The organism is Actinokineospora baliensis, from assembly GCF_016907695.1.
GTDB lineage: Bacteria > Actinomycetota > Actinomycetes > Mycobacteriales > Pseudonocardiaceae > Actinokineospora > Actinokineospora baliensis.
This window is the reverse complement of record NZ_JAFBCK010000001.1, coordinates 3,258,246-3,282,616: the sequence shown is the minus strand read 5'-3', so window position 1 is coordinate 3,282,616 and position 24,371 is coordinate 3,258,246. Positions and strand designations below refer to the sequence as shown.

The following is a 24,371-nucleotide window of genomic DNA, read 5'->3' as shown; positions in this document are numbered from 1 at the left end:
ATTGTTGTCCTAAGCGAGCGCGGTATTAAGTCCGGCCACCCCGCCGATGACGGTCACCGCGGGCGGTCGGATCCCGGCCGCGACCAGGTCGTTGGCCACGCGGTCCAATGTGGAGCGCAGTACCCGCTGGGACCGGGTGGTGCCCTCCTGCACCACCGCGACGGGGGTGTCGGCCGACCTCCCGCCGCTGATCAGGACCTTGGCGATGGCCGCGAGCTTGTCCACCCCCATCATCACGACGATGGAGCCGCCGAGGCGGGCCAGCGCCGCCCAGTCGGTGAGGGTGTTGGGGTCGTCAGGGCCGATGTGCCCTGAAACGACAACGACCTCGTGGGCGACACCCCGGTGAGTCACGGGAACGTCGGCGACAGCGGGGACGGCGAACGCCGAGGTCACGCCCGGCACGACCGTGACGGCCACACCTGCCTTAGCGCACGCGATGACCTCTTCGAAGCCCCGCCCGAACACGTAAGGATCGCCGCCCTTGAGCCGAACCACGAACTTGCCCGCCTTGGCGTGCGCGATCAGGGCCTCGTTGATCGCGTCCTGACTCGCCGCCCGCCCGTACGGGATCTTGGCGGCATCGATCACGGTGACCGAGGGCGCCAACTCGTCGAGCAGGTCCCTCGGCCCCAGCCGGTCGGCGATCACGACGTCCGCCCTGGCCAGCAACCGGCGGCCGCGCACGGTGATCAGCTCCGGATCCCCCGGGCCACCACCGACCAACGCGACCCCGGCGGGTTCCCGCTCCTGGTCCTCGATCCGCCCTTCCCGCAGCGCGTCGAGCAACCCGTCGCGGATGGCCGCGGAGCGCTGGTGTTCGCCGCCCGCGAGGACGCCGACGAGGAGCCCGTCGTGATCACCCGTGGCGGGCGTGACCGCGCTACCGGCGCTGCCCGCGTCCGCTCGGACGCAGAAGACCCGGGTCCGCTCGGCTTCTTCGGCCACCGCGGCGTTGACCGCGGTGTCGGAGGTGCAGCAGAGCACGTACCAGGCGTCAGCGAGGTCGCCCGCCTGGAAGACCCGCTCGTGCCAGGTGATCTCGCCCGCGGTGGCCATCGCCTCGACCGACGGCGTCACCTCCGGCGACACCACCTCGACCGCGGCGCCGCAGCGCACCAACCGGGGCAACCGCCGCTGCGCCACCGTCCCGCCACCGACGACGACGACCCGACGCCCGGCGAGGTCCAGGCCGGCCAGGTAGTGCTGCTCAACTGCCATGCCGGACAGCATGCCCGCTCAGCGGCCGAGCACCCGCATTCGCCGCCCGACAGTGTGACCGGCGTGACGCGCGGGTCAGCCCGCCTTGAGCCAGAGGCCGTCGATGCCCTCGGTGCGGGCGCGGTAGTCGACGTAGAGCAGCGACTCGACGGTGAGGCTGGCGGCCCCGGTGAAGGTGCCCGCCAAGACGACGGCCAGGATCTCGCCGATCACGCTGTCGCCGCTGATGCGGGCGAACAGGGTGGTGATCACCAGGGTGATCAGCGCGAGCACGACGCCGACGAGGGTCGTGATGCCCGCCAGGCGCCACCAGCCGACGGCGTGCACGAGCTTGCGCGAGCGGTCGAGCGCGGCGGCGGGACCGAGGCCCTCGACCACGACGATCGCGCGGGCGAAGGTGAAGGCGATGGACAGGTACACCATGGCGACCAGCGCGGGGATCGCGATGAGCACACCACCCGACCCGGCGGCGGCCACCGGCAGGACGGCGACGGCGGTGAGGCAGGCCATGATGGCCACGACGACCAGCGCGGTCGCGATCAACCGGCCCAGGGCGGGCGCGGCCTCGCCGAGGGCGTGCCTGGCGCTGGTCGTGTGGCCGAACACCGCGCGCGGCACGACCACGTTGACCACCGCCACCAGCAGCAGGGTGAACAGGCCCAGGGTGGCCGTGGTGATCGCGAGGTCGGCGACGTAGGGGGACAGGTCGTCCCACTCCACCTGCTTGCCGGTGAAGCTGTCGAGCTTGGGCACCTCACCGACGAACAGCGTCAGCAGCAGCCTGCGCAGCAACTCGGCGCCCAGCGACACCGCCAACGACACACCCAGCAGCGCGCCCGCGTTGCGCCGCAACGCACCGACCATGCCGCTGACGAAGTCCGGCAGGTGCAGCGGACGCAGCGCGACGATGCCCAGTTGGATGGCGCCGGTGTGGTCGGTCCGCCTCGGCTCGGGGATCGGCGGGTACCCCGGCTCGGATCCGCTCGGCTGCTCTGGCTGGTCTGGTCGGTCGGTCATTCGCTGGTCCCCAGGTCGTTCGCGGCGCACGGGCGCGCCGCCCGCACGAGGCTACAGGTAGCCCGCCACGAACTTCAGCGCCTCGGGGATGGCCGCGCGGAAGTACGCGTCGTCGTGCCCGCCCGGGCCGAAGGAGGTCTTGACCGCCTTGACCTTCTGCGCCAACTGCTCGGTCAGCTCCACCCGGGTGGTGTCCTCGGTGCCGCACCACAGGCCGATCGGCGTCTTGCCCAGTTCCATGGTGTGCCGCAACGGTTCCAGCCGCTCCCAGCGGGCCTGGTTGTCGTACATGTTGGTGCGCTGCGCGGAATCCCACGAGGCGTACAGGTTCGGGCTGATCGCCGCGACCGCCTGGAAGCCGGGCGAGCGGCCCTGGTTGAGCGCGGCGGCACCGCCCTCGCCGAACCCGACGACGGAGAACGGGGTGCTGGCCAGGTCGTGGTAGTCCAACCAGCCGGGCAGGTCCTCGTTGAGCATGCGGTGCGGGTCGTCGTCCTTGTTGCCGATCCAGTTGCCGCCCTCGACGGCCACCACCGCGAACGGCTGCGCGCCGTCCTTCACGATCTGGGTGAGCACCTGCGGCACGCCGTAGTCGAGGAACACCTTCGCCCCGCCCAGGCCCCCGTGCAACGCGATGCACACCGGGATGGGCTCCGGCGGCACGCCCTCCGGCCGGATGATGACGATGTCGACCTCGCGGTAGCGACCGGCCGACAGGTTGCGCCCGGTGACCACCGGCGGCACCTCGGACGTGGGAGCCTTGGTCTGCAACACGTTCTCCGGCGGTGACGCCGACGGGGACGCCTGCTGGCACCCCGCCAGCAGCCCAGCCCCCAGCCCGGCACCGGCCAACAGCACCGAGCGCCGGGACAGCCGAACAGTTCGCGCAGTGTTCACAAGTTCTCCGCTCGTCACGGACCCCTGGGCCGAATCCTATTGGTCTACTGCCTCGTTGTGGCCCTTCCGTAGCGAAACGGTTGCCGGGAGAGCGCTCCCAGTACAAGCGGACCCGGCCACCCGACGCAGCGGTCTCCCTTGGCGGACAAGAGGTCCAGACCTGCGTGTGACACCGCGGGCGCGGCTGTCGCACAACCGTTCCACCAGCACGTTTGGCGATACATTCACGCTTTCGGCCTAGTACCAAGGGAGTGTGTACGGGCCCATTCGGCCACTGGGCCATCGACCGATCGGCGAACCACCCGCCGTCGCCGGGCGGCGAGCGCCGTTCGTGGACCAGTTGGCAATTCTGTGTATCGGTTCAGCGACTCGCCCAGAGCAGGAAGGTGCCCGCCGCGGGTTCCAGGGTCGTGGCACCGTCGGCGGCGGTGATGACGGCGGTGGCGAGGTGGCAGCCGTCCACCCGGTAGCCCGCGCTGATCAGGGCTTGGCGGGTCGCAGTGATCCGGTCGAGTTCCGCGACCCTGACCACGATCCGGTCGGCACCGGCGCCCGCGCACGCGCGGACCAGGTCGGGGCGGGCGGACCCGAGGAAGATCGAATCCGGGCGGGGCAGCCCGCTGAGGGGTTCGTCGTCGGCCAGGCGGAGTTCGACGCCGTGCGCCGAAGCGTTGGCCACAACGCGCACGCAGAGACCGGGATCCTCCTCGACGGCGATCACGGCGGCACCCAAGCGGGCGGCTTCGACGCCGACGGCACCCGAGCCCGCGCACACGTCCCAGAGCAGGGAACCGGGGCGGGGCGCCAAACGGGCCAAGGCGACCGCGCGGACCTCCGGCGAAGTCCCGACACCCGTGCGGGAAGCGAAAGCGCTGTCGTCCAACGCCCACCCGTCCCGGGGCGGAACGGGTTCACCGCCCGCCATCCACGTCGCCCGCCCGGCCGATTCGGGAACTGCCAGGCAGAGCACGAGGTTGGGCTCCAGCCACTCGCGCTCGCGCGCTTGCTCAGCATCCACAACGGACAGCCGCTCGGTGCCGCCGATGTCCTCGAGCACCGCGATCTGGCGGCGCCAGCCGGACAGCTGCGCGGCGAGCTCAGCCGGTCCAGCGCCGGGAGCGGTGAGCACGGCGACGGCCGGGCGAGCACGGCAGACGTTCACCGCGCGGCGGAAATCCCGGCCCCAGGCGCTGACCACGGTGATGTCGTCCCACGGGCGCCGCAGCAACGCCGCCAGGCGCTGGACATCGGTGAGGCCGGGCCGCACAACGACATCGGCACCTCGCTCCCGCAGTGTTCTCAAGTCACCGAAGAACCCCGGGTCCCCCGCGACGAGCACCACGGCGGACTTCGCGGCGACCAGAGCGTCCACAGTCGACTCAGCGAGCGGGGCGGTCGTCTCGATCACCCGAGCGGACCCCGCGTACCCGGCCACCGCGGCTTTGGGGCCGACGACGAGATCCGCCGAGTCCACCGGCTCGCTGTCGAACTCGGAGCCACCTAAGAAGGTCACCGTCATGACGACATTCGACCACGATCGCGAAGAGCACTCACTTCTTCGTGGTGCGGCGCGCGGTCGCCCGAGCGGTCTTCGGCGGCTGCTTCTTCGCGGCGGCAGTGCGCTTGACCACCGGCTTCGCCTCGACCGCCGGGACGTCCGCCTCGGCGACAACCGGTCGAGCCTGCTCGGGAACCGCGGGCTCGACGTCGGCCTGAGCGGGCACCTCGGCCTCGGGGCACGACCGGCGCGGCCACGTCCCGGTGGACCGCCACGACTTCGACGCCCACCGCTTGCCCGGCTCCCCCGCGGCCCGCGGCACGTACCCGGCCCTCGGCTTCGCCTGCCGCAGCGCGTCACCGACCAGGAACAGCGCGTGCCGCCACAGGTTGGCGCGCTTCACCTCGGCCACCACCTCGCCGACCGTGGTGCGCAGCAGCTTCTCGTCCGCCCAGCTCACCTTGTGCGCGACCACCACCGGCACCTGCGGGTCCAACCCCGCGGCGGTCAACGCCTCGGCCAACTCGGCGGCGCGCGCGGCCGGGGCGTTCACGGCGAGCGTGCGCCCCTCGGCGGCGAGATCGCGGATGCGCTCGAAATCGGCCTCGGTCGCCGCGTCGGTGACGATCGCCGTGTCGGCCGCCGCGGCCTCCGTGAGCGAGTTCCCCGTGGCCGCCGCGACCGCGGACACCGGCGACACCCCGGGGACCACCTCGACGTCGAGACCGATCTTGGTGCACAGCTCGCGCTGCTCCCGCAGGTCGGCGCACTGCGCGGGATCACCGGCGATCAGCAGGACGGCCCGGTGGTGCCTGCTGGCCACCCCGCGGTAGCGCTCGGCGAGCTCGTCGGCGCCGAGCCTGCCGTGGTCGACGAGCTCGGCGTCGGCTCTCGCGTGCTCGCGCAGCCACACCGGGTCCACCGTGCTCGGCGTGTAGAGCACCAGATCGGCCTCGGCGATCCTGGTCGCACCGCGCAGGGTGATGAGGTCGGCCGCACCCGGTCCAGCTCCCACGAAACTCACGGCGCCACGCATTCCCCGACCGTATCGTCCTGCCGAGCACCTCCCACCCCCAGCCCTGTCCCCGCTGGCCCTGGTGCCAGACTCGCTCCCGTGACCGACGCCGCCACCGCCCCCGACCAGGTGTTCGACTGGCTCGACAGCCACGCCGACGACCGCCGCAAGGCGGGCCTGAGCAGGCAGCTGCGGCCGCGCGGGCCCGACTCGGACCTGCTGGACCTGGCAGGCAACGACTACCTCGGGCTGGCCAGGGACAAGCGCGTCGCCGGGGCCGCCGCCGCCGCGACCCTGCGCTGGGGCGCGGGGTCGACCGGGTCGCGGCTGGTCACCGGCAGCACGGAACTGCACAGCGAACTGGAGTTCGAGCTCGCCCGCTTCTGCGGCACGCAGGCGGCGCTGGTGTTCTCCTCCGGGTTCGCCGCGAACCTCGGCGCGGTGACCGCGCTGTCGGGCAAGACCTGCTCCATCGTCACCGACTCGCACATCCACGCCTCGCTGATCGACGGCTGCAGGCTCTCGCGCGCCGAGGTCGCCGTGGTCGGCCACAGCGACCCGGCCGCGGCCGGGCGGGCGCTGTCGACGCGGCGGACCGAGCGGGCCGTGTACGTCACCGACTCCGTGTTCAGTGTGGACGGTGACCTCGCGCCCCTGCCCGAACTGGCCGCGGTGTGCCGGGAGAACGGTGCGGCGCTGATCGTCGACGACGCGCACGGACTGGGCGTGCTCGGCGAAGGCGGTCGCGGCGCGGTGTCCGCGGCGGGTCTGGCGAGCGACCCGGACGTGGTCATCACGGTGACGCTGTCGAAGTCGCTCGGGGCGCAGGGCGGCGCCGTGCTCGGCCCCCGACGCGTGATCCGGCACCTGGTGGAGAACGCGCGCAGCTTCATCTTCGACACCGGCCTGGCCCCCAGCAGCGCGGCCGCCGCGCTGTCGGCGTTGACCGTGCTCAAGGAGGAGCCGGACCGCCCTGAACGCGCCCTGACGGTGGCGACGACCCTCGCCGAACGCCTCTCGGCGGCGGGCCTGACCGTGAGCGAGCCCAGCGCGGCGGTGGTGTCGGTGCGGGCCCCTTCCCCGGACGCCGCCCTGGCGTGGTCGAACGACTGCCGGGCCGCGGGCGTGTGGGTCGGCTGCTTCCGGCCCCCGTCGGTCCCGGACTCGATCTCCCGGCTGCGGCTGACCGCGCGGGCCGACCTGAGCGAAGGCGACATCGACCGGGCGGTCGACGTGATCACCCGGTGCGCGCCCCGCTAGTCGGCGGTCGCCGGGCGGCGCATGCGGATGTGCATGATGCCGTCTTCCTCGAAGGGCTCTCCCTCGGGAAGGTAGCCGTGCCGCGCATAGAGGGACTGGGCGTGCAACTGCGCGTCTAGAACACTCTCGTCCAGGCCAACGATGTCCAGCGCGGCAGCCATAAGACGTCCACCTAGGCCACTCCCCCGGGCATCAAGAGCCGTGCAGACGCGGCCTACACGTCGTAGTGCGCCGGAGGTGCCCAGTACGCGCAGGCAGGACAAGGGCGTCGAATCCGGCTGCCACCAGACATGGACGGTAGTGGCGAGCAGGTCTTGCCCGTCGAGTTCGGGGTACGGGCAGTTCTGCTCGACCACGAACACGTCGACTCTGAGGCGCAAGAGGGCATAGAGGTCTGTCGTGGTCAACTCTGGGCCGGGAACGACGTGCAGGGTCACGACGGTGTGGATATCACAGGTGGTCGGTGATCAGGTCCACGTAGGTCGAGATGCGGGTGTACACGCCGGGACTGCCCGCCTCGGCGCAACCCTGGCCCCACGACGCGATGCCCACCAGCCTGCCGTCGACCACAAGGGGGCCGCCGGAGTCGCCCTGGCAGGTGTCGATCCCGCCCTGCGGCAGGCCCGCGCAGACCATCGGGACCTCGTAGAAGCTGTCGTAGTCCGCGGCGCACTCGGTGTCGGAGACCATGCGGACCTCGGCGCCGAGCAGGTAGCGCGACGCCGGGCCGGTCTCGGCCACCCGACCCCAGCCGAGGATCGTCGCGGGGGTCTCGGCGGCGTAGAGCGCCTGGTCGGTGGCCAGCGGGAGCGGCCGGTAGCCCACCCGCTGCGCCAGGGTGAGCACGGCGACATCGTCACCCAGGGTGACATCGCGGTAGTCCGGGTGCACCCAGATGTCCTTGACCTCGACGGTGCTGCCCTCGGTGCTCGCCTTGTCCTCGCGACCGGCGACCACCCGCACCCGGTCGCGGGGGTACGCCTTGGCGCAGTGCGCGGCGGTGACGACCTTGTCCCGGGTGACCAGGGTGCCGCCGCAGAACTGGAAACCGTCGGTGGTGGCCAGGTAGACCACGTACGGGTGGTCGGCGATGGCGGCGCGCTGACCCCCGACGATCTGCTGGCCCGCCTCGGCGCGGAAGAACTGGCCGAGGACCACCGCGGCGATGATCGCCAGGGCGGCAAGGGCACCGAGGACGCGGCGGACGTATCGCGCCATGGCGAGATCTCCTGTTCGGGGTGGGGCGGGTGGGGTGGGTGGGGAGCCCAGGGTCGACACGGTAGGTCAAATCCGTGGCGAACGGTTACTCTGCGCTGTCGCTCGAACGGGTGGACCTTGCCGGGTGGCATGCTGGGGGCCGTGCGTCGCCTCCTCACCGCGCTGTGCCTGCTGCTCGCCACCGCCGGGTGCGTGACCCCCGAGCAGCAACGCGCGGCCTCCGCCTCGGCCACCACCGTCCCGACCACAACGCTGAGCGCGACGACGTCCACCACGACGCCCTTGACCACCACGCCCGTGACCACCACGAACGCGGCCCCGACCAGTACCTCGCCGGTGCCTGCCCCGCCCCCGGTGTGGGTGGTCGGCGCGACGCCGCTGCCGCTGGGGCCGGACGGTTTCGGGAAGATCCTCCCGACGCCCGCGGTCCTGGCCAACCGCGCACTGCCGACCGCCGACCTCCTGCCGCCGCCCGCGGGCGGTCGCTACGCGGCGACGATCTCGGCGGTGCCCGACGCGGTGGCGCGGCGCAGCACCTGGCACGCGGGGTGCCCGGTGTCGCTGGGGCAGCTGCGGTACCTGACCATGTCGTTCTGGGGGTTCGACGGGAAGCCGCACACCGGCGAGATGCTGGTCAACGCCTCCGTCGCGGGCAACGTGACGAAGGTGTTCGAAACCCTGTTCGCGCACCGGTTCCCGCTTGAGGAGATGCGGGTGACCGCACTGTCCGAATTGGACCTACCGCCGACCGGGGACGGCAACAACACCGGCTCGTTCGTCTGCCGGGCGGTGCGCACCGGCACCACATGGTCGGCGCACGCCTCGGGCCTGGCGATCGACATCAACCCGTTCTGCAACCCTTACACGAAGGGAAAGCTCGTGCTGCCGGAGCTCGCATCCTCCTATGTGGACAGGTCGAATCGTCGCCCTGGCATGGTCTTCGCCGGTGACCCGGTGGTCCGCGCGTTCAGCTCGATCGGCTGGACCTGGGGCGGCACCTGGACCTCACCGGTCGACCGCCAGCACTTCAGCGCGACCGGGGGCTGAGCGGGTGCCGCTGCGGTCGGTGGTGCTGTTCGTCGTCGCCGCGCTCGCCGAGATCGGCGGGGCGTGGCTGGTGTGGCAGGGCGTGCGCGAGGACCGGGGCTGGCTGTGGGTCGTCGGCGGGGTCCTGGCCCTCGGCGCCTACGGGTTCGTGGCCACCCTGCAGCCGGAGGCGCACTTCGGCCGGGTCCTGGCCGCCTACGGCGGGATCTTCGTGGCGGGCTCGCTGGCCTGGGCCGTGGTGGTCGACGGGTTCCGCCCGGACCGGTGGGACCTGCTCGGCTCCGCGCTGTGCCTGATCGGGGTCGCGGTGATCATGTACGGCCCGCGCGGGTGAGCCCCATCAGGTGGACGGTGTAACGCTGCGCACAGGACGCGCGACCCTGAAATGGACCGCGTGCGGCAATCGCGGCACCGGATCGGGCAACTGCCCCAACGGTGTTCGCCTGATCGGTGCCACGCGCGGCGGACACCGCGCGCCGCACCGATGGTGACGCACAGCGACCTGAGCACTCAGGAGGACCGGTGGTGACCAGCACGAAGACGACCCCCAAGACCGGCAGGAGATGGTTGTTCCTCGCCGTGTGGCTGCTGTGGTTCGCGGTCGGGTTCCCCTACCCGGCCCCGACCTGGCAGCAAACCGGGGTAGCCGCCGCGGTGGCCACCGGCGCGGCCACCCTCATGGTCCTGGCCGCGACGGCGATCGGCTGGTGGCAACACCGCCCCCGGCGGTCCCGCTCGTAACAGGCGACCCCACACAGCCGCAGCGGCCCGCTCCAGAAGTCCGGAGCGGGCCGCCGATGTCGCGGGGTGTGGGAGTGCTCGATGGGGCGAACTTGGTTTGCGCGGGGCCCCTGCGCTACCCGTGGCAGGACCGCAAAGCTGGGGCCGAAAAGCATGGCCCTGCAGCGCACAACGCTACGGGCACCGCCACCCCACACAAACCAAGTCCGCCCCATCAAGCATTGGGTGGACGGCTTCCGAGTGTCCAGTGGTCGGGCTGGCGGGGTTGACTCGGTGGGCCGGGTTGGCGGGGTCGGTTCGTGGTGGTGCGGTGTGCTCGATGGGGCGAACTCGGTTTGCGCGGGGCCCCTGCACCAGCCGTGGCAGGACCGCAAAGCTGGGGCCGAAAAGCATGGCCCTGTCCGCGCTGAAACGCTACGACTGCCGCCACCCCACGCAAACCAAGTCCGCCCCATCGAGCATCTGGCACCGAAGGGTCCAGGGAGCGGCTCAGTTGCTGGCGGTGTTCTCCGGGCGGGAGCCGAACTTGCTGAAGACCTTGCCCGCCGTGTCGGAGATGGTGGAGCCGACGGTGTTGAGGAGGGTGATCAAGGGGTCGGTGGAGTCGGCGAACGACTCCTTGTACGACTTGGCCGCCGAGCGCAGGTCGTCGCCGAGGTTGCCCGCGGGGGCGTCGTCGTCGCGGCGTTGGTATTGGCCGGTGAGAATCTCGCGGTACTCGTCGGAGGCGGCCCAGCGTTGCAACTGCGCGGCGCGCACGACGGCGAACGGGTGGGTCATGCCCTCGACGTTGCGCAGCTTGTGGATGCTGTCGCGGATGTCGTCGATCTCCTCGTACTCCTTGGCCTGCTGCAGGAACGACGGGATGTCGATCTGGGTGAGGTCGGTGGCGCCCGCCTGGTAGAGGTGCGCGCGCAGCGCGGCGGCCGGGTCCTGGCCCGCCAACAGGCCCGCGCGGTCGGCGGTGAGCTCCGCCTTGCGGAACCACTCCTTGAGCGCGGCCAGGATGGCCCGCAGCGCGAGCGCGCTCGGCGGCAGCAGCGCCATCGTCTGCTGCAGGTTCACCAGCCGCAGCAGCACGGTGCGCAGCACGGCGTGGCCGGAGAGCACGTGGCCCATCTCGTGGCCGATGACGAAGCGCAGGCTCTCGGTGTCCATCGCCTCCACCAGCGCGGTGGTGACCACGATGAACGGCTCGTCGATGCCGATGGCCATGGCGTTGGCGTGCGGGCTGCGCTGGATGAACAGGTTCGGCGCGGTGTCGAGGTCGAGCACCTCCGCCGACTCCAGCCGCAGCTGGTTGATCTTCGGGTACTGCTTGTCGCCGACCCGGATGGTCGAGGCGAGGGCCATCAGCCGCTCGCCGCGCTCGCTGAACAGGCCCGCGACGGACTTGAGGACCTCCGACAGGCCGGGCACGGCGCGCAGGGTGGCCATGGCACCGCGGTCGGCCGGGTGCTCGTAGGCCCTCGGGCTGATCCGCGGGAACCGCACGCGGCTGGTCGAACGCGATACCTCGTGCTCGGTGTTGTCGGTCATCTGGTCGTTCCTCCCCGGGGGTGTCGCCCTCCACAGTAGGCGCGTCCGTGGTCCGGTTGGCGGAGTTGTCCACAGGCGATCGGTTTCGGGCCCGACTAGATTCGACCGGGAAGATCACCCCACTGGCTGCGAGGAACCCGATGAGCCTGGACCGCCCGGTCGCTCCCGCCCCCTACGAGCTGCTGCCCCAGGTGGGCGCGTTCACCGTCACCTCCACCGACGTGCGCGACGGCGAACCGCTGGCGGGCCGGTACGCGCACGGGTCGTCGGGCGGGGAGAACGTCTCGCCCCAGCTGGCCTGGTCGGGCGCCCCCGAGGGCACCAAGAGCTACGTCGTCACCTGCTTCGACCCCGACGCCCCGATCCCCGGCGGGTTTTGGCACTGGGTCGCGGTCAACCTGCCCGCGGGGACCACCGAGCTGCCCACCGGCGCGGGCAGCGGCGACGACGGGCTGCCTGCGGGCGCCTTCCACGTGCGGACCGACTTCGGCTCCCGCGACTACGGCGGCGCCGCCCCGCCCCAGGGCGACCAGGTGCACCGGTACTACTTCGTGGTGCACGCCGTCGACGTCGACGCGCTCGACGTCGACCAGGACTCCAGCGCGGCTGTGGTGAGCTTCAACCTCGCCTTCCACACCCTGGCCAGGGCGATCCTCGCGCCGACCTTCGCGCACTGAGCGCGCGGGCCGGGAATGCGGACCGGTCCCGATGCGGTTGGATGGGTTCGTGGCCCACTACGACCTGGTGATCATCGGGACCGGCTCCGGCAACTCGCTGCTCGATCCGCGGTTCGCGGGCAAGCGCGTGGCGCTGGTCGAGCGCGGGGTGTTCGGCGGGACGTGCCTCAACGTCGGCTGCATCCCGACCAAGATGTTCGTGCACGCCGCCGACCTGGCCGCGGTGCCGGGGCACTCGGCGCGCCTCGGCGTGGACACCACGCTCGACGGGGTGCGCTGGACCGACGTCCGGGACCGGATCTTCGGCCGGATCGACCCGATCGCTGCCGGGGGCGAGCGCTACCGGGTGGAGCACGCGGACAACGCCAACGTGACCGTGTACCAGGGGTCGGCGAGGTTCACCGGCGAGCGGGCGCTGGAGATCACGCCCAACGACGGGTCCCCGGTCGAGACGATCACCGGCGACCAGATCGTGCTCGCCGCGGGCGGCCGCGCGGTGGTGCCCGAGATCGACGGCATCCACGACATCGACTTCCACACCAGCGACACGATCATGCGCATCGACGAGCTGCCCCGGCGGCTGGTCATCCTGGGCAGCGGGTTCGTCGCGGCCGAGTTCGCGCACGTGTTCTCGTCGTTCGGCGTGGAGGTGACCGTGGTGGCGCGCTCGGGCGCCCTGCTGCGCGCCGAGGACCGCGACGTCAGCCAGCGGTTCACCGAGCTGGCCCAGAAGCGCTGGGACGTCCGGCTCGACCGCAAAGCACTGCGCGTCGAACGCCACGACGGCGGCGTCCGACTGCACCTGGAGGGCCCCGACGGCGCGGAAACCGCCGACGGCAACCTGCTGCTGGTCGCGGTCGGCCGCACCCCCAACGCCGACCAACTCGACGTGGCCGCCGCCGGGATCGCCGTCGCCCCGACCGGCCACGTGGTCGTCGACGAGTACCAGCGCACCTCCGCCGAGGGGATCTGGGCACTGGGCGACATCAGCTCCCCGTTCGAGCTCAAGCACGTCGCCAACCACGAGGCCCGGATCGTCCAGCACAACCTGCTGCACCCGGAAGACCTCCGCGCCGCCGACCACCGGTTCGTCCCGCACGCGGTGTTCAGCTCCCCGCAGATCGCCGCGGTCGGCATCACCGAACAGGAAGCCGAGCGCCGGGGCATCCGCTGGATCACCGCCACCCAGACCTTCGGCGGCATCGCCTACGGCTGGGCGATGGAGGACGAGACCGGCTTCGCGAAGGTCATCGCCGACCCGGACACGGCACAGATCCTGGGTGCCCACATCATCGGCCCCCAGGCCCCGACCCTCCTGCAACCGATCATCCAGGCGATGAGCTTCGGCCTGGACGCCAAGCAGATGGCCCGCGGCCAGTACTGGATCCACCCCGGGATGCCGGAGGTCGTGGAGAACGCCCTGCTCAACCTGCCCTTCGACTAGGCAGTCGAGGCCTGAGCGGCACACGGCAAGCCCCAGCACGGGCGATGCCGCCCAGGCACCGACCGGTTCACCAACATAGGGGCGGTGGACGGCAGCCCCACGGCCCCTGCCGATCGCCCGGGCCGCTAGGTCTCCGCTCGCGCGCCGCGACGTGGCACCTGCAGCATCGCGGCCGTCCACGCGTGCCGGAGGCCGTCGGCAACGCCCAACTCAGCTCGCCCCCCCGACGACACCGTGCGCGATCGACCGGCTGACCAGCCCACCACCGTCTGGGCGGCGGTCACAGCGAAGGCGATCCGCCCAGACACCGACCGGTTCCCCACACTGGGGCGGTAGGCGACAGCCCCACGCCACCGCGCCCGAGCCGCTGGGTCTGCGCTCCGGCGCCGCGAGGTGGTGCCTGCAACATCGCGGCCGTCCACGTGTGCCGAAGGCCGTCGCCAACGCCCGGCCCGATCTTGCCCTTCGACTAGACCGTGCGCGGGCGGCCCGCTGACCAGCCCACCACCGTCTGGGCGGCGGTGACGGCGAGGGCCAGGATGAGCGATGCCGTCCAGGAGCCGGTGGTGCCGCGGAGTAGGCCGAACAGGAAAGGGCCGCAGGCGGCGATCAGGTAGCCGAAGGATTGGGCCATGGCGGAGAGGGCCGCGGTGTCGGCGGGATCGTCCGTGCGCAGGGCCAGGACGGTGATGGCCAAGGGGAAGACGCCCATGCCTACGCCTGCGAGGAGGCTCCAGGCCAGTGGGGCGGCGGCGGGGGCGATCAGGAGGCCGACCAGGCCTAGGCCGCCGATCGCGGTGAGGGTGGAGATGAGTGCCGACTGCGAGCGCAGGCGGACCGCCAGGGGTGGGAAGAGCAGGCCGGTCGGGACGCCGAACAGGGTGCAGATGCCCAGGTAGAGGCCTGCCGTGGCGCGGTCGACGCCCGCTTCGACGAGCATTTCGGGGAGCCAGCCCATGATCACGTAGGCGACCAGGGCCTGGAGGCCGAAGAAGACCGTCACCGTCCACGCGAGCCGGTTGCGCAGCAACGACCGGCGCGGCTTGGGCGGTTCGACGGTCGTGCTGTCCGCGTGGCGGGCGGAGATGCTCCACAGCACAACCGCAGCGGCGGCAAGAACAGCCCACGCGCCTAGAGACAGTCGCCAGTCCTCTAGCGCGCTGTGCAGGCGCGGGGTCAATGCGGCACCTATAGCGCCGCCGCCGGATACGGCTCCCATGTAGATGCCCGTCACCACGCCGAGCCGGTGGGGGTAGGACTGTTTGATCACTACGGGCAACAGGACGTTACCCAGGGCGATACCCGCGCAGGCGAGCAGTGTGCCGCCGAGCACAACGGCGGGTCCGTCGAGCACGCGGATCACCAGTCCGGCGGTGAGCAGGGCCAGTGCCCCGCCGACCGCCCTGGCGATGCCGAAGCGCCTGTTCAGCCGGGGTGCCAGGATCCCGGCGGCACCGAAGCAGACCACCGGCAGCGCCGTCAACGCGCTGGCCCAGGCGTGACTGGCGCCGACGGACCCGCGCACCTGCTCCAGCAGGGATGCCAGACTGGTGACCGCGGGTCGCAGGTTCACCGCCGCGAGAGCGACCCCGATGATGAGCAACGGTGTGCCGACCAGGGCCGTCCGGGCACTGTTTCTCCTCGGGTGCGCCGACCGTGCCCCACGCGGCGGGGTCGGCGTGGCAATCTTGACGTCCTTGGTGCTGCGCCTGCGGTGGAGCGTCACGGGTCGAGTATCACAAACATAGGATGTTTGGCTGAAAGGATGGCGCTGTGCCGTTGGCCACTACCCGGCGTTCCGGCCTCGTCGACCAGGTGATCGAGCAGATGCGCGCGGCGATCACCAGCGCGGAGTGGAAGGTCGGCGAGCGCATCCCCACCGAGCCCGAGCTGGTCACCGCGCTGGGCGTCGGCCGCAACACCGTGCGCGAGGCGGTCCGCGCGCTCTCGCACGCGGGCCTGCTCGAGGTCCGCCAGGGCGACGGCACCTTCGTGCGCGCCACCAGCGAGTTCTCCGGCGCCGTGCGCAGGCTGGCAGGCACCGAGCTGCGCGACGTGCTGCAGGTCCGGCGCACCCTGGAGGTCGAGGGCGCCCGGCTGGCCGCGGCGCACCGCACCGACGAGGAGCTCGCGGAGCTCACCGAACTGCTCGACGCCCGCGACCACTCGATGTCCGCGCGCGACTACGAGGTCGGCATCGACCAGGACGCCGCGTTCCACCTCGCGGTGGTCCGCTGCTCGCACAACCCGCTGCTCGCCGAGCTCTACCAGGGCCTCACGGAGGTCGTGCGCGCCTCGGTGGCCTCCACCGTGAGCACCAAGCCCAACCTGGCCACCGTCGACCACCAGCGGCTGCTGTCGGCGATCCGCGACCAGGACAGCGACCGCGCCGCCGCCGAGGCGGCCGGGTTCCTCGACGAGCTCATCGCCGACCTCGACACCGAGTAGGCGCATCTCAGGAGGCTCCCGGCGGCAGGGCGCGCAGGCCGGTCGGGGCGCCGGAGTCGAGCAACCGGCGGACGGCGTCGGCGTCGAGGTGGTCGGCCACCAGGTCGCCGAGGAGATCGAGCTGCCCTTGGCGCGCCGCGGCGAAGTCGACGTCGGCCGCAGGCTGGAACCCGTCTCGACCGGCTTGTGCGGCGGCCCAGGTCAAGAAGCGGCGGCGCACGGCGTTATTCTCCAGCAGGCCGTGCCAGTGGGTGCCCAGGACCGGTCCCGCGGCGACTCCTTCCACTTCGCCTCCGGGAAGGTCGACCAGGCCGGGGAGGTCTCCCCGACGCGAGACGCGGCCGTGGTGGATCTCGTAGCCGACCGCGGGTTCGCCGAACACGACACCGGTCGGCCGGGTGAGGGTCTTGTCGACGGCGAACTCGACATCCACGTCGACCAACCCCAACCCGTCGACGAGCCCGGCGCCGGACTCGACCCGGTCGTCGATCTGCCGCGAGAGCATCTGGAAGCCGCCACACACACCGAGCACCGGTAGCCCCCTCTTAGCGTGCGCGACCACCGCTTCAGCCAAGCCGGTGCGGCGCAACCACGCGAGGTCGTCCACGGTCGACTTGGAGCCTGGTAGGACAACTACGTCCGCATCAGCCAGCCGCGATGGCTCGGTGACGAACCGGACTGACACCCCCGGCTCGCACGCCAGGGCTTCTACGTCGGTCGCGTTGGAGATCCGGGGCAGCCGCACGACCGCGATCCTCAGCCACTGAGATCCCAACGGGGGCGCTGGACGTCCCACTACGCCGTCGGCGGCGTAAGACAGCGAATCTTCCGCGTCTAGCCACAGTTCTTCGCGCCACGGCAGCACACCGAGCACGTCGCGGCCGGTCAGATCGCGTAGTTGGCGCAATCCAGGCTCTAGCAGGGCGGGGTCGCCGCGGAACTTGTTGATGACGAACCCCGCGATGAGCGCCTGATCCGCAGCGTCGAGCAAGGCGAGAGTGCCATAGAGGTGCGCGAAGACACCGCCGCGGTCGATGTCCCCGACGACGATCACCGGCAGGTCTGCGGCGCGCGCCAAGCCCATGTTGGCGATGTCGTTGGCCCGGAGGTTGATCTCGGTAGGAGAGCCCGCGCCCTCACACACGACGACCTCGAACTCCGCGCGTAGACCAGCGAGCGTCGCCAGGACGGTCTGCATGAGCTCTGCTTTGCGCTCCCTATAGGACAACGCGGAGGCGACACCGGTGGGCTTACCGAGGACGACCACCTGCGACGTTCGGTCCGAGCCCGGCTTGAGCAGCACCGGGTTGAACCTGACGCTGGGCTCCAAGCCGCAGGCAGCCGCCTGGACCGCCTGGGCCCGGCCGATCTCGCCGCCGTCGAAGGTGACCATCGAGTTGTTGGACATGTTCTGCGCCTTGAACGGCGCGACCCGCACCCCCTGGCGCGCCAGCCACCGGCAGAGACCGGCGACCAGAACGCTCTTCCCGGCGTCGGAGGTCGTCCCGGCCACCAGCAGCGCACCCGCCACCGCGTCCCCCTCCCCGTCGCCCCCGCCAGCCTGCAATCATCTTCGGTTATGCCCGTCTCAGCGGTCACCGCGGTGTTGGTGCACAGCCCGTACCTGGGTCCGGCAAGCCTGCGGCCGCTGGCCGACGCGCTCGCCGCGCTCGGTCACCCCACCGTAGTGCTCGACCTGCGGCCCAGCGTCTCGGCCGCCCCGGTCCACCAACGGCTGATCGGGGCGTTCGCCGACGCCCTGTCCGACGCCGCGCTCACCGGCCCGATCGCGCTGGTCGGGCACGGTGCCGCGGGCCCCCTGCTGCCCGCGTTCGCCGACGAACTCGAAGACGACGTCCGCTGCCTGCTCTACCTCGACGCCGACCTGCCCACCCCCGGGCAGAGCTGGCGCGAATGCAACCCAGCGCCTTACGCCGAGCTGCGCGGCCGCAGCCGTGACGGACTACTCCCCCGTTGGCCCGAATGGTCCGGCAGCGACCCGCTGGCCCCTATAGCGGACGCGGACCTGCGCGCCGAGATCGCCGAAGAGGCACCCGAGGTGCCGCTGGTGTTCCTCAAGGAGGACCGGCCCAGCGTGCGGTGGACCGGAGCGGCCGGGTACGTCCACCTGTCCGCAGAACACCGCAGCGACGCCGACACCGCGCGGGACCTCGGCTGGCCGGTGCGTGGCGTCGACCTGCACCACCTGGCGGTCGCGACCGACGCGGAGCCGGTCGCGACCCTGGTGCTCGAGGTCCTGCTGGGGTCGCAGGCCGCTACGGGAGGGTGAGGATCTCCGAGCCGGTGTCGGTGACCACCAGGGTGTGCTCGAACTGCGCGGTCCACGACTTGTCCCGGGTGGTGGCGGTCCAGTCGTCGGACCACATGTCGTAGTCGATGCCGCCCAGGGTGATCATCGGCTCGATGGTGAAGGTCATCCCCGGTTCCATCACGGTCCGGTCGGTGAGGTCCTCGTAGTGCAGCACCACCAGTCCACTGTGGAACGACCTGGCGATGCCGTGCCCGGTGAACGCGCGCACCACGCCGTAGTCGAAGCGCTTGGCGTACTTCTCGATGACCCGGCCGATGACGTTGAACTCGCGGCCGGGGCGCACCGCGGCGATCGCGCGCATCGTCGCCTCGCGGGTGCGCTCGACCAGCAGCCTGGCCTCCTCGCGCACCTCACCGGCGAGGAAGGTCGCGTTCGTGTCGCCGTGCACGCCGCCGAGGTAGGCGGTCACGTCGATGTTGACGATGTCGCCGTCCTCGATCACCGTCGAGTCCGGGATGCCGTGGCAGATCACCTCGTTGAGCGACACGCAGCACGACTTCGGGAAGCCGCGGTAGCCCAGGGTCGAGGGGTAGGCCCGGTGGTCGAGCAGGAACTCGTGCACCACGGCGTCGACGTCGTCGGTGGTGGCGCCCGGCTTGACCGCCTCGCCGCCCGCGCGCAGCGCCTGGGCGGCGATCCGACCGGCCACCCGCATCGCCTCGATGATCTCCGGCGGCTGGACCCACGGGTCGGTGTTGCGCGCGGGCGCGGGGCGGTCGACGTACTCGGGCCGGACGATGGTGGACGGCACGACCCGGCGGGGCGTCTGCACGCCGGGCGTCAACGGGGCACGAACGGACATGCCCTCCACCCTACGACCCCCGGATCAGCCCAGGGCGGCCAGGAACCGGCCCGCCGCCTGGACGGCGGTACCGGACTGCCCCACATCGGTCAGCAGCACCGCGAACGCCACATCGCCGCGGTAGCCGACGAACCACCCGTGTGAGTGCGTGCCGTCGCCGAACTGGGCGGTCCCGGTCTTGCCGCGCACGTCCCCGTACGGCTTGAGCGCGGTGGCGGTGCCGCTGGCGACGACCTCGGCCATCATCGCGCGCACCGGGTCGAGCACGGTGCCGGGCACCGGGTCGCCCGCCGCGTCGGACTTGGTCTCCACCCCGCGCACCAGCACCGGCTTGGGCACCGCCCCGGAGGCCACGGTCGCGGCGACCACGGCCATGCCGAACGGGCTGGCGACCACCTTGCCCTGGCCGAACCCGTCCTCGGCGCGCTCGGTCTTGCCGCTGGCAGGCGGCACCGACCCGGTGATCGTCGTGCTGCCCGCCACCACGTAGTCCACGCCGAGGCCGAGCCGCTTGGCCATCTGGGTCAGGTCGTCGGGGCCCATCGCCAGGGCGAGCGTGGCGAAGGTGGTGTTGCAGGAGAAGGCGAACGCGCTGCGCAGCGGGATGACGCCCTTGTCGAACTTGCCGCTGTTGGGGATCTCGCGGCCGTCGATCACGGTCGTGCCGGGGCAGCCGAGCGGGGTCTCCGCGGTCGCCTTGCCGGAGGAGATCGCCTCGGCGGCCGTCACGATCTTGAACGTCGAGCCGGGCGGGTAGCGGCCGGTGAGCGCCAGCGCGCCCTCCTTGTCCGCCGGGTCGTTCTGCGCCACCGCGAGCACCTCGCCGGTGGAGGGCTGGATCGCCACGATCATCGACGGTGTCGCCTCGCCCGCGATCGCGGCCTGTGCGGCGTTCTGCGCCTTCTTGCTCAGCGCCAGCTGCACCGCCTTCGCGGGCTCGGCGGCCTTCGCGAACAGTTCTTCGCCTTCGGCCCCCGCGCTGTCGACCGTGTACACCCGCCACCCGGACTTGCCCTGCACCTGCTCCTCGACGACCTTGCGGAGGTTGGGCAGCAGGGTCGGGGCGAACTTGCGGTCCACCGCCAGCAGCCGCGACGACGTGGTGAACCGCACGCCGGGCAGGTCGTAGATCAGCGACCGGACCTTCTGGTAGTCCGCGTCGCGCAGCGCCACCACCTGGTACGGCTGCCCGTTGGTCTTCGAGGCCGAGTCGAGGATGGAGGCGGCGGTGATCGTCGCGTCGATGCCCGACAGCGCCTTGGCCAGCTCACCGGCGACGGCGTTGGCGTCAGGGGCCTTCGCGGGCTCGAACAGCACCGAGACGACCTTCTCCGGCTGCAGCACCGGCTCACCGTCGCGGTCGAGCACCGGCGCGAGCTGCGCGTCGGCGTCCTGCACGGCCAGGGTTTGCTGCGCGGCCAGCTTCGGGTGCAGCACCGTCGGCTCCCAGTGCACCTTCCACGCGTCGTCGTGCCTGCGCAGCTCGAAGGTCGAGTCGTAGGCCCACAGGCGGGCGCGGCCCAGGTCCCAGGTGATCTGGTAGGTCACCTTCGCGGTGCCCTCGGCCTGCTCCACCTTGCTCACCTGGGCGGTGACCGTGGACGGCTTGAGCGCGCCGCGCACCTTGTCCATCAGCGCCTTGGCCGACTCGGCCGAATCGGTCTGCGCCGAGGCGGAGGCGGTGTCCCCGCCGGCGAAGGCGGCGACGAACTGGTTGGCGGCGTCCTGCGGCTCGGTGTCGGAACCGAACAGCCCGCACCCCGTCAGCGGGAGCGCGGTCAGCACGGCGACGAGCAGCACGGTGGGGTGACGGAGTGAGGCACGCACGGGCGCAGTATGCCCAATTCCGGCCGACCGGCGGCGCGAACCGGCAGCCCGGCGCTCAGAACAGCACGGTGGCGTACTGCCCGACCTGCGCGAACCCGATCCGGTCGTAGACCGCGCGGGCGGGCGCGTTGTAGCCGTTGACGTACAGGCTCGCGGTGCGGCCCATCCCGCTGACCAACCGCTGCGCGACCGCCGCCGTGCCCGACGCGCCCAGGCCGTGCCCGCGCCGGTCCGGGTGCACCCACACGCCCTGGATCTGCCCCACCTGGCTCGACATCGCGCCGATCTCGGCCTTGAACACCACGTCACCGCCCTCGAACCGGGCGAACGCGCGGCCTGCGGCGATCAGCTCGGCGACCCTGGCCCGGTAGCCCGCGCCGCCGTCACCCAGCCGGGGGTCGATGCCGACCTCCTCGATGAACATCCGCACCGCGGCGGGCAGGTAGCGGTCGAGCTCGTCCGGGCGCACCGGGCGCACCAGCGGGTCCGGGGTCACCAGCGGGGTGCTGGAGATCGCCATCAGCGGCTGGTCGGCGCGCACCTCGCGCGCCGGACCCCACTCGGCCTCCAGCTCGGCCCACAGCCCCAGCACCTGCTCGGCGGGGCCCACCATCGACGAGCACATCCGCCTGCGCCGCAACGCCCGGTCGGCGAACGAGCGCAACGCCGAGCGCTTGCCGCGCAACGGGATCAGGTTCGGCCCGGCGAAGCACAGCGCCTCGAGCCTGCTCGCGGGCCGCAGCCCGCGCGTGTCGCAGCCCCACACCTCACCGCCGAGCCGCCACGGGTCCAGCCCAGCCACTTCGATCCGCGCGGCGACCATGCAGGACGCGACCGGGTCGGCGGTGAGCACCGCGCGCACCGCCTGGCCGTCCCGCTCGTCGAGCAGTCGCGCTCCCGCTAGCCGCAACACAGCTCAAGCGTGCCAGAAACCGCGCGCCCGGCAAACGGACGTCGACGTGGTCAACCCGCTCAGCCGACGGCGACGACGGTCGGCGCCCCGGTTTCCCCGTCCACCGGCTCGCCCATCTCCTCGGCCAAGCGCATGGCCTCCTCGATCAGGGTCTCCACGATCTGCGCCTCGGGCACGGTCTTGATCACCTGGCCCTTGACGAAGATCTGGCCCTTGCCGTTGCCGGAGGCCACCCCCAGGTCCGCCTCGCGGGCCTCGCCCGGCCCGTTGACCACGCAGCCCATGACCGCGACCCGCAGCGGCACCGTCATGCCCTCCAGACCGGCGGTCACCTGGTCGGCGAGCTTGTAGACGTCCACCTGGGCGCGCCCGCACGACGGGCACGAGACGATCTCCAGCTTGCGCGGGCGCAGGTTGAGCGACTGCAGGATCTGCGAGCCGACCTTGACCTCCTCGACCGGCGGCGCCGAGAGCGACACCCGGATCGTGTCGCCGATGCCCTGCCGCAGCAGCGCGCCGAAGGCCACGGCGGACTTGATCGTGCCCTGGAAGGCGGGCCCCGCCTCGGTGACACCCAGGTGCAGCGGGTAGTCGCACTGCTCGGCGAGCAGCTCGTAGGCGCGCACCATCACGACCGGGTCGTTGTGCTTGACCGAGATCTTGATGTCGTGGAAGTCGTGCTCGGCGAACAGCGACGCCTCCCACAGCGCCGACTCCGCCAGCGCCTCCGGGGTCGCCTTGCCGTACTTGGCCAGCAGCCGCGGGTCCAGCGACCCGGCGTTGACGCCGATCCGGATCGGGGTGCCCCGGTCGCGCGCGGCGTGCGCGATCTCCTTGACCTGGTCGTCGAACTTGCGGATGTTGCCCGGGTTCACCCGCACCGCGGCGCAGCCCGCCTCGATGGCGGCGAAGACGTACTTGGGCTGGAAGTGGATGTCGGCGATCACCGGGATCTGCGACTTGGCCGCGATGGCGGCCAGCGCGTCGGCGTCGTCCTGCGACGGGCAGGCCACCCGGACGATGTCGCAGCCGGACGCGGTCAGCTCGGCGATCTGCTGCAGCGTGGCGTTGACGTCGGCGGTGACGGTGGTGGTCATCGACTGCACCGAGATCGGGTGGTCGCTGCCCACCCCGACCGTCCCCACCTGCAGCTGACGGGTCTTGCGGCGCTCGGCGAGCACCGGCGGCGGGACGGCTGGCATGCCGAGCATCACGTCGGACATGGGGGCCTCTCTGGGTTGAGCACGGCTGGGCTGAGCGTCATTGCAAGCGGATGGGGTTGACGATGTCGGCGGTCACCGTGAGCAGCACGATCGCGCCGCCGATGATGACGAGCACCATGGTCACGCCAGCCAGCCGGTTGTAGTCGACCGGACCGGCGGGGGCCTTGCCGCGCGCCTTGCGCAGCAGGTCGCGCACCCGCTCGTAGAGGGTGATCGCGATGTGGCCGCCGTCGAGCGGCAGCAGCGGCAGCAGGTTGAACACGCCGACGAAGAAGTTCAGCATCGCCAGCATCAGCACGAAGATCTCCCAGACGCCCGCCTCGGCGGCGTCCGCGCCGATGATGCTGGCGCCGACCACGCTGACCGGGCGCTCCGGGTCGTCCTCGCCGCCGATGGCGCGGATCACCGCCGGGATCTTCTCCGGGAAGCGCATCAGGCCCTCCCAGGTGGCGGCGAACATCTCCCCGGTGAACACCACGGCGCCGGAGAACCCGGACACCGCGCCGTAGGTGAAGTAGCCGCCCTTGCCGACCCCGATCGCGCCGACGTCGTTGAGCTGGTTGTCGGTGCCCGGCTTGGCGCCGATGGCGGCGCGCTTGACGGTGGCGACGTCGATGGTCAGCGTGCGCCGCTCCCCGTCGTTGTCGACCACGAAGGTGCTCTGCCCGCGCAGGTCGCGGATGGTGCCGACCAGCTGCGTGTAGGACTCGACCGGCTTGCCGTTGACGCTGATGATCTCGTCGCCCGCCCGCAGGCCCGCGGCGGCCGCGGGCGAGGGGTCGGCCGAGGTGCAGTCGGCGAGCTTGAGGGTCTTCGGGTCCTGCGTGGGTGCGGCGCAGCTGGTGCTGCCGATCAGCGGCCGGTCCGTGGTGTTGGGCAGGCCCATGGTGACGGCCATCAGGTACAGGATGATGAAGCCGAGGATGAAGTGCGTGATCGACCCGGCGGCCAGCACCACGACGCGCTTCCAGGTGGCGAAGCGCCACATCGCCCGCGGGGACTCCTCCGGGGTCACCTGGTCGAGCGCGGTCATGCCCGCGATCTCGCAGAACCCGCCCGCCGGGATCGCCTTGAGCCCGTACTCGGTCTCCCCCCGCCGGAAGGAGAACAGGGTCGGGCCGAACCCGATGAAGTAGCGGCGCACCCGCATGCCGAACGCCTTGGCCGAGAGCATGTGCCCGGCCTCGTGCAGCGCGACCGACAAACAGATGCCCAGCGCGAACAGCACGAGCCCCAGCAGCCAAACGAACAC

Annotated in this window: 23 protein-coding genes; 8 read left to right on the top strand and 15 right to left on the bottom strand. The window is 71.7% G+C overall.

Features of this window, described 5'->3' with window-relative positions; all coding sequences use genetic code 11:
• Nucleotides 1-9: 9 nt before the first annotated feature.
• From cobA to JOD54_RS15695, 5 genes are all read right to left on the bottom strand, one after another.
• Nucleotides 10-1,221, bottom strand: a complete 1,212-nt coding sequence (gene cobA, locus JOD54_RS15715) for a uroporphyrinogen-III C-methyltransferase (RefSeq protein WP_239573392.1) — start codon at nt 1,219-1,221, stop codon at nt 10-12.
• Between the two features lie 75 nt (nt 1,222-1,296).
• The gene (locus JOD54_RS15710; protein ID WP_204451244.1) at nt 1,297-2,238 is read right to left on the bottom strand and encodes a hypothetical protein; all 942 of its coding nucleotides are present in this window, start codon (nt 2,236-2,238) and stop codon (nt 1,297-1,299) included.
• A gap of 51 nt (nt 2,239-2,289) precedes the next feature.
• Complete coding sequence (locus tag JOD54_RS15705; RefSeq protein WP_204451243.1) at nt 2,290-3,135, bottom strand: alpha/beta hydrolase; 846 nt, start codon at nt 3,133-3,135, stop codon at nt 2,290-2,292.
• A 361-nt stretch (nt 3,136-3,496) separates the two neighbouring features.
• Entirely contained in the window at nt 3,497-4,654 is a 1,158-nt protein-coding gene (locus JOD54_RS15700; protein ID WP_204451242.1) for a bifunctional cobalt-precorrin-7 (C(5))-methyltransferase/cobalt-precorrin-6B (C(15))-methyltransferase, read from the bottom strand.
• Between the two features lie 31 nt (nt 4,655-4,685).
• A complete protein-coding gene (locus JOD54_RS15695; RefSeq protein ID WP_204451241.1) occupies nt 4,686-5,657 on the bottom strand; it encodes a cobalt-precorrin-4/precorrin-4 C(11)-methyltransferase in 972 nt (323 codons plus the stop codon).
• A 90-nt stretch (nt 5,658-5,747) separates the two neighbouring features.
• Between JOD54_RS15695 and JOD54_RS15690 the strand changes: the two genes are divergently transcribed.
• Nucleotides 5,748-6,908, top strand: coding sequence for an 8-amino-7-oxononanoate synthase (locus tag JOD54_RS15690; RefSeq protein WP_204451240.1), 1,161 nt, complete (start codon nt 5,748-5,750; stop codon nt 6,906-6,908).
• Here JOD54_RS15690 and JOD54_RS15685 read toward each other — a convergent pair.
• The gene (locus JOD54_RS15685) at nt 6,905-7,345 is read right to left on the bottom strand and encodes a GNAT family N-acetyltransferase (protein ID WP_204451239.1); all 441 of its coding nucleotides are present in this window, start codon (nt 7,343-7,345) and stop codon (nt 6,905-6,907) included. The two genes, JOD54_RS15690 and JOD54_RS15685, sit on opposite strands and share 4 nt — an antisense overlap.
• A 13-nt stretch (nt 7,346-7,358) precedes the next feature.
• On the bottom strand, nt 7,359-8,126 hold the full coding sequence (locus JOD54_RS15680; RefSeq protein ID WP_204451238.1) for a S1 family peptidase: 768 nt from the start codon (nt 8,124-8,126) through the stop codon (nt 7,359-7,361).
• Nucleotides 8,127-8,267: 141 nt separating this feature from the next.
• Between JOD54_RS15680 and JOD54_RS34165 the strand changes: the two genes are divergently transcribed.
• The 3 genes from JOD54_RS34165 to JOD54_RS15670 all read left to right on the top strand — a co-directional run bounded on the left by JOD54_RS34165 (nt 8,268) and on the right by JOD54_RS15670 (nt 9,914).
• A complete protein-coding gene (locus JOD54_RS34165) occupies nt 8,268-9,173 on the top strand; it encodes a M15 family metallopeptidase (protein WP_307860081.1) in 906 nt (301 codons plus the stop codon).
• 4 nt (nt 9,174-9,177) lie between these two features.
• Complete coding sequence (locus JOD54_RS15675) at nt 9,178-9,507, top strand: YnfA family protein (protein ID WP_307860080.1); 330 nt, start codon at nt 9,178-9,180, stop codon at nt 9,505-9,507.
• A 191-nt stretch (nt 9,508-9,698) separates the two neighbouring features.
• On the top strand, nt 9,699-9,914 hold the full coding sequence (locus tag JOD54_RS15670) for a hypothetical protein (protein WP_204451236.1): 216 nt from the start codon (nt 9,699-9,701) through the stop codon (nt 9,912-9,914).
• Between the two features lie 489 nt (nt 9,915-10,403).
• Here JOD54_RS15670 and JOD54_RS15665 read toward each other — a convergent pair whose 3' ends face one another.
• Nucleotides 10,404-11,453, bottom strand: coding sequence for a M48 family metallopeptidase (locus JOD54_RS15665; RefSeq protein WP_204451235.1), 1,050 nt, complete (start codon nt 11,451-11,453; stop codon nt 10,404-10,406).
• 140 nt (nt 11,454-11,593) lie between these two features.
• On the opposite strand from JOD54_RS15665, the gene JOD54_RS15660 reads away from it, so the two are divergent.
• Entirely contained in the window at nt 11,594-12,130 is a 537-nt protein-coding gene (locus JOD54_RS15660) for a YbhB/YbcL family Raf kinase inhibitor-like protein (RefSeq protein ID WP_204451234.1), read from the top strand.
• Between the two features lie 49 nt (nt 12,131-12,179).
• On the top strand, nt 12,180-13,574 hold the full coding sequence (locus JOD54_RS15655) for a mycothione reductase (RefSeq protein WP_204456304.1): 1,395 nt from the start codon (nt 12,180-12,182) through the stop codon (nt 13,572-13,574).
• Nucleotides 13,575-14,043: 469 nt separating this feature from the next.
• On the opposite strand, the gene JOD54_RS15650 is transcribed toward JOD54_RS15655, so the two are convergent.
• Entirely contained in the window at nt 14,044-15,300 is a 1,257-nt protein-coding gene (locus tag JOD54_RS15650) for a CynX/NimT family MFS transporter (protein WP_204451233.1), read from the bottom strand.
• Between the two features lie 47 nt (nt 15,301-15,347).
• Between JOD54_RS15650 and JOD54_RS15645 the strand changes: the two genes are divergently transcribed.
• The gene (locus JOD54_RS15645; RefSeq protein WP_204451232.1) at nt 15,348-16,022 is read left to right on the top strand and encodes a FadR/GntR family transcriptional regulator; all 675 of its coding nucleotides are present in this window, start codon (nt 15,348-15,350) and stop codon (nt 16,020-16,022) included.
• Nucleotides 16,023-16,029: 7 nt separating this feature from the next.
• Here the strand turns inward: JOD54_RS15645 and JOD54_RS15640 are convergent, their stop codons facing one another.
• On the bottom strand, nt 16,030-17,553 hold the full coding sequence (locus tag JOD54_RS15640) for a cobyric acid synthase (protein WP_204451231.1): 1,524 nt from the start codon (nt 17,551-17,553) through the stop codon (nt 16,030-16,032).
• Between the two features lie 48 nt (nt 17,554-17,601).
• On the opposite strand from JOD54_RS15640, the gene JOD54_RS15635 reads away from it, so the two are divergent.
• A complete protein-coding gene (locus tag JOD54_RS15635; RefSeq protein ID WP_204451230.1) occupies nt 17,602-18,312 on the top strand; it encodes a hypothetical protein in 711 nt (236 codons plus the stop codon).
• On the opposite strand, the gene map is transcribed toward JOD54_RS15635, so the two are convergent.
• From map to JOD54_RS15610, 5 genes are read right to left on the bottom strand one after another with little or no spacing between them, the layout of a single operon-like run.
• Entirely contained in the window at nt 18,299-19,156 is an 858-nt protein-coding gene (gene map / locus JOD54_RS15630; protein WP_204451229.1) for a type I methionyl aminopeptidase, read from the bottom strand. The genes JOD54_RS15635 and map overlap by 14 nt on opposite strands.
• Nucleotides 19,157-19,180: 24 nt before the next feature.
• Nucleotides 19,181-20,983 carry a penicillin-binding transpeptidase domain-containing protein gene (locus JOD54_RS15625; RefSeq protein WP_204451228.1) on the bottom strand — a complete coding sequence of 601 codons (1,803 nt, stop codon included), beginning with the start codon at nt 20,981-20,983 and terminating at the stop codon, nt 19,181-19,183.
• 55 nt (nt 20,984-21,038) lie between these two features.
• Nucleotides 21,039-21,896: a GNAT family N-acetyltransferase gene (locus tag JOD54_RS15620; RefSeq protein ID WP_204451227.1), complete on the bottom strand. Its 858-nt coding sequence runs from the start codon at nt 21,894-21,896 to the stop codon at nt 21,039-21,041.
• Nucleotides 21,897-21,955: 59 nt separating this feature from the next.
• On the bottom strand, nt 21,956-23,119 hold the full coding sequence (ispG, locus tag JOD54_RS15615) for a flavodoxin-dependent (E)-4-hydroxy-3-methylbut-2-enyl-diphosphate synthase (protein WP_204451226.1): 1,164 nt from the start codon (nt 23,117-23,119) through the stop codon (nt 21,956-21,958).
• A 37-nt stretch (nt 23,120-23,156) separates the two neighbouring features.
• The gene (locus JOD54_RS15610) at nt 23,157-24,371 is read right to left on the bottom strand and encodes a M50 family metallopeptidase (RefSeq protein ID WP_204451225.1); all 1,215 of its coding nucleotides are present in this window, start codon (nt 24,369-24,371) and stop codon (nt 23,157-23,159) included.

Coding starts and splice junctions, on each gene's coding strand:
- cobA (WP_239573392.1), bottom strand. CDS start 1,221: ATGGCAGTTGAGCAGCACTACCTGGCCGGCCTGGACCTCGCCGGGCGT.
- JOD54_RS15710 (WP_204451244.1), bottom strand. CDS start 2,238: ATGACCGACCGACCAGACCAGCCAGAGCAGCCGAGCGGATCCGAGCCG.
- JOD54_RS15700 (WP_204451242.1), bottom strand. CDS start 4,654: ATGACGGTGACCTTCTTAGGTGGCTCCGAGTTCGACAGCGAGCCGGTG.
- JOD54_RS15680 (WP_204451238.1), bottom strand. CDS start 8,126: ATGGCGCGATACGTCCGCCGCGTCCTCGGTGCCCTTGCCGCCCTGGCG.
- JOD54_RS15665 (WP_204451235.1), bottom strand. CDS start 11,453: ATGACCGACAACACCGAGCACGAGGTATCGCGTTCGACCAGCCGCGTG.
- JOD54_RS15660 (WP_204451234.1), top strand. CDS start 11,594: ATGAGCCTGGACCGCCCGGTCGCTCCCGCCCCCTACGAGCTGCTGCCC.
- JOD54_RS15635 (WP_204451230.1), top strand. CDS start 17,602: ATGCCCGTCTCAGCGGTCACCGCGGTGTTGGTGCACAGCCCGTACCTG.
- map (WP_204451229.1), bottom strand. CDS start 19,156: ATGTCCGTTCGTGCCCCGTTGACGCCCGGCGTGCAGACGCCCCGCCGG.
- ispG (WP_204451226.1), bottom strand. CDS start 23,119: ATGTCCGACGTGATGCTCGGCATGCCAGCCGTCCCGCCGCCGGTGCTC.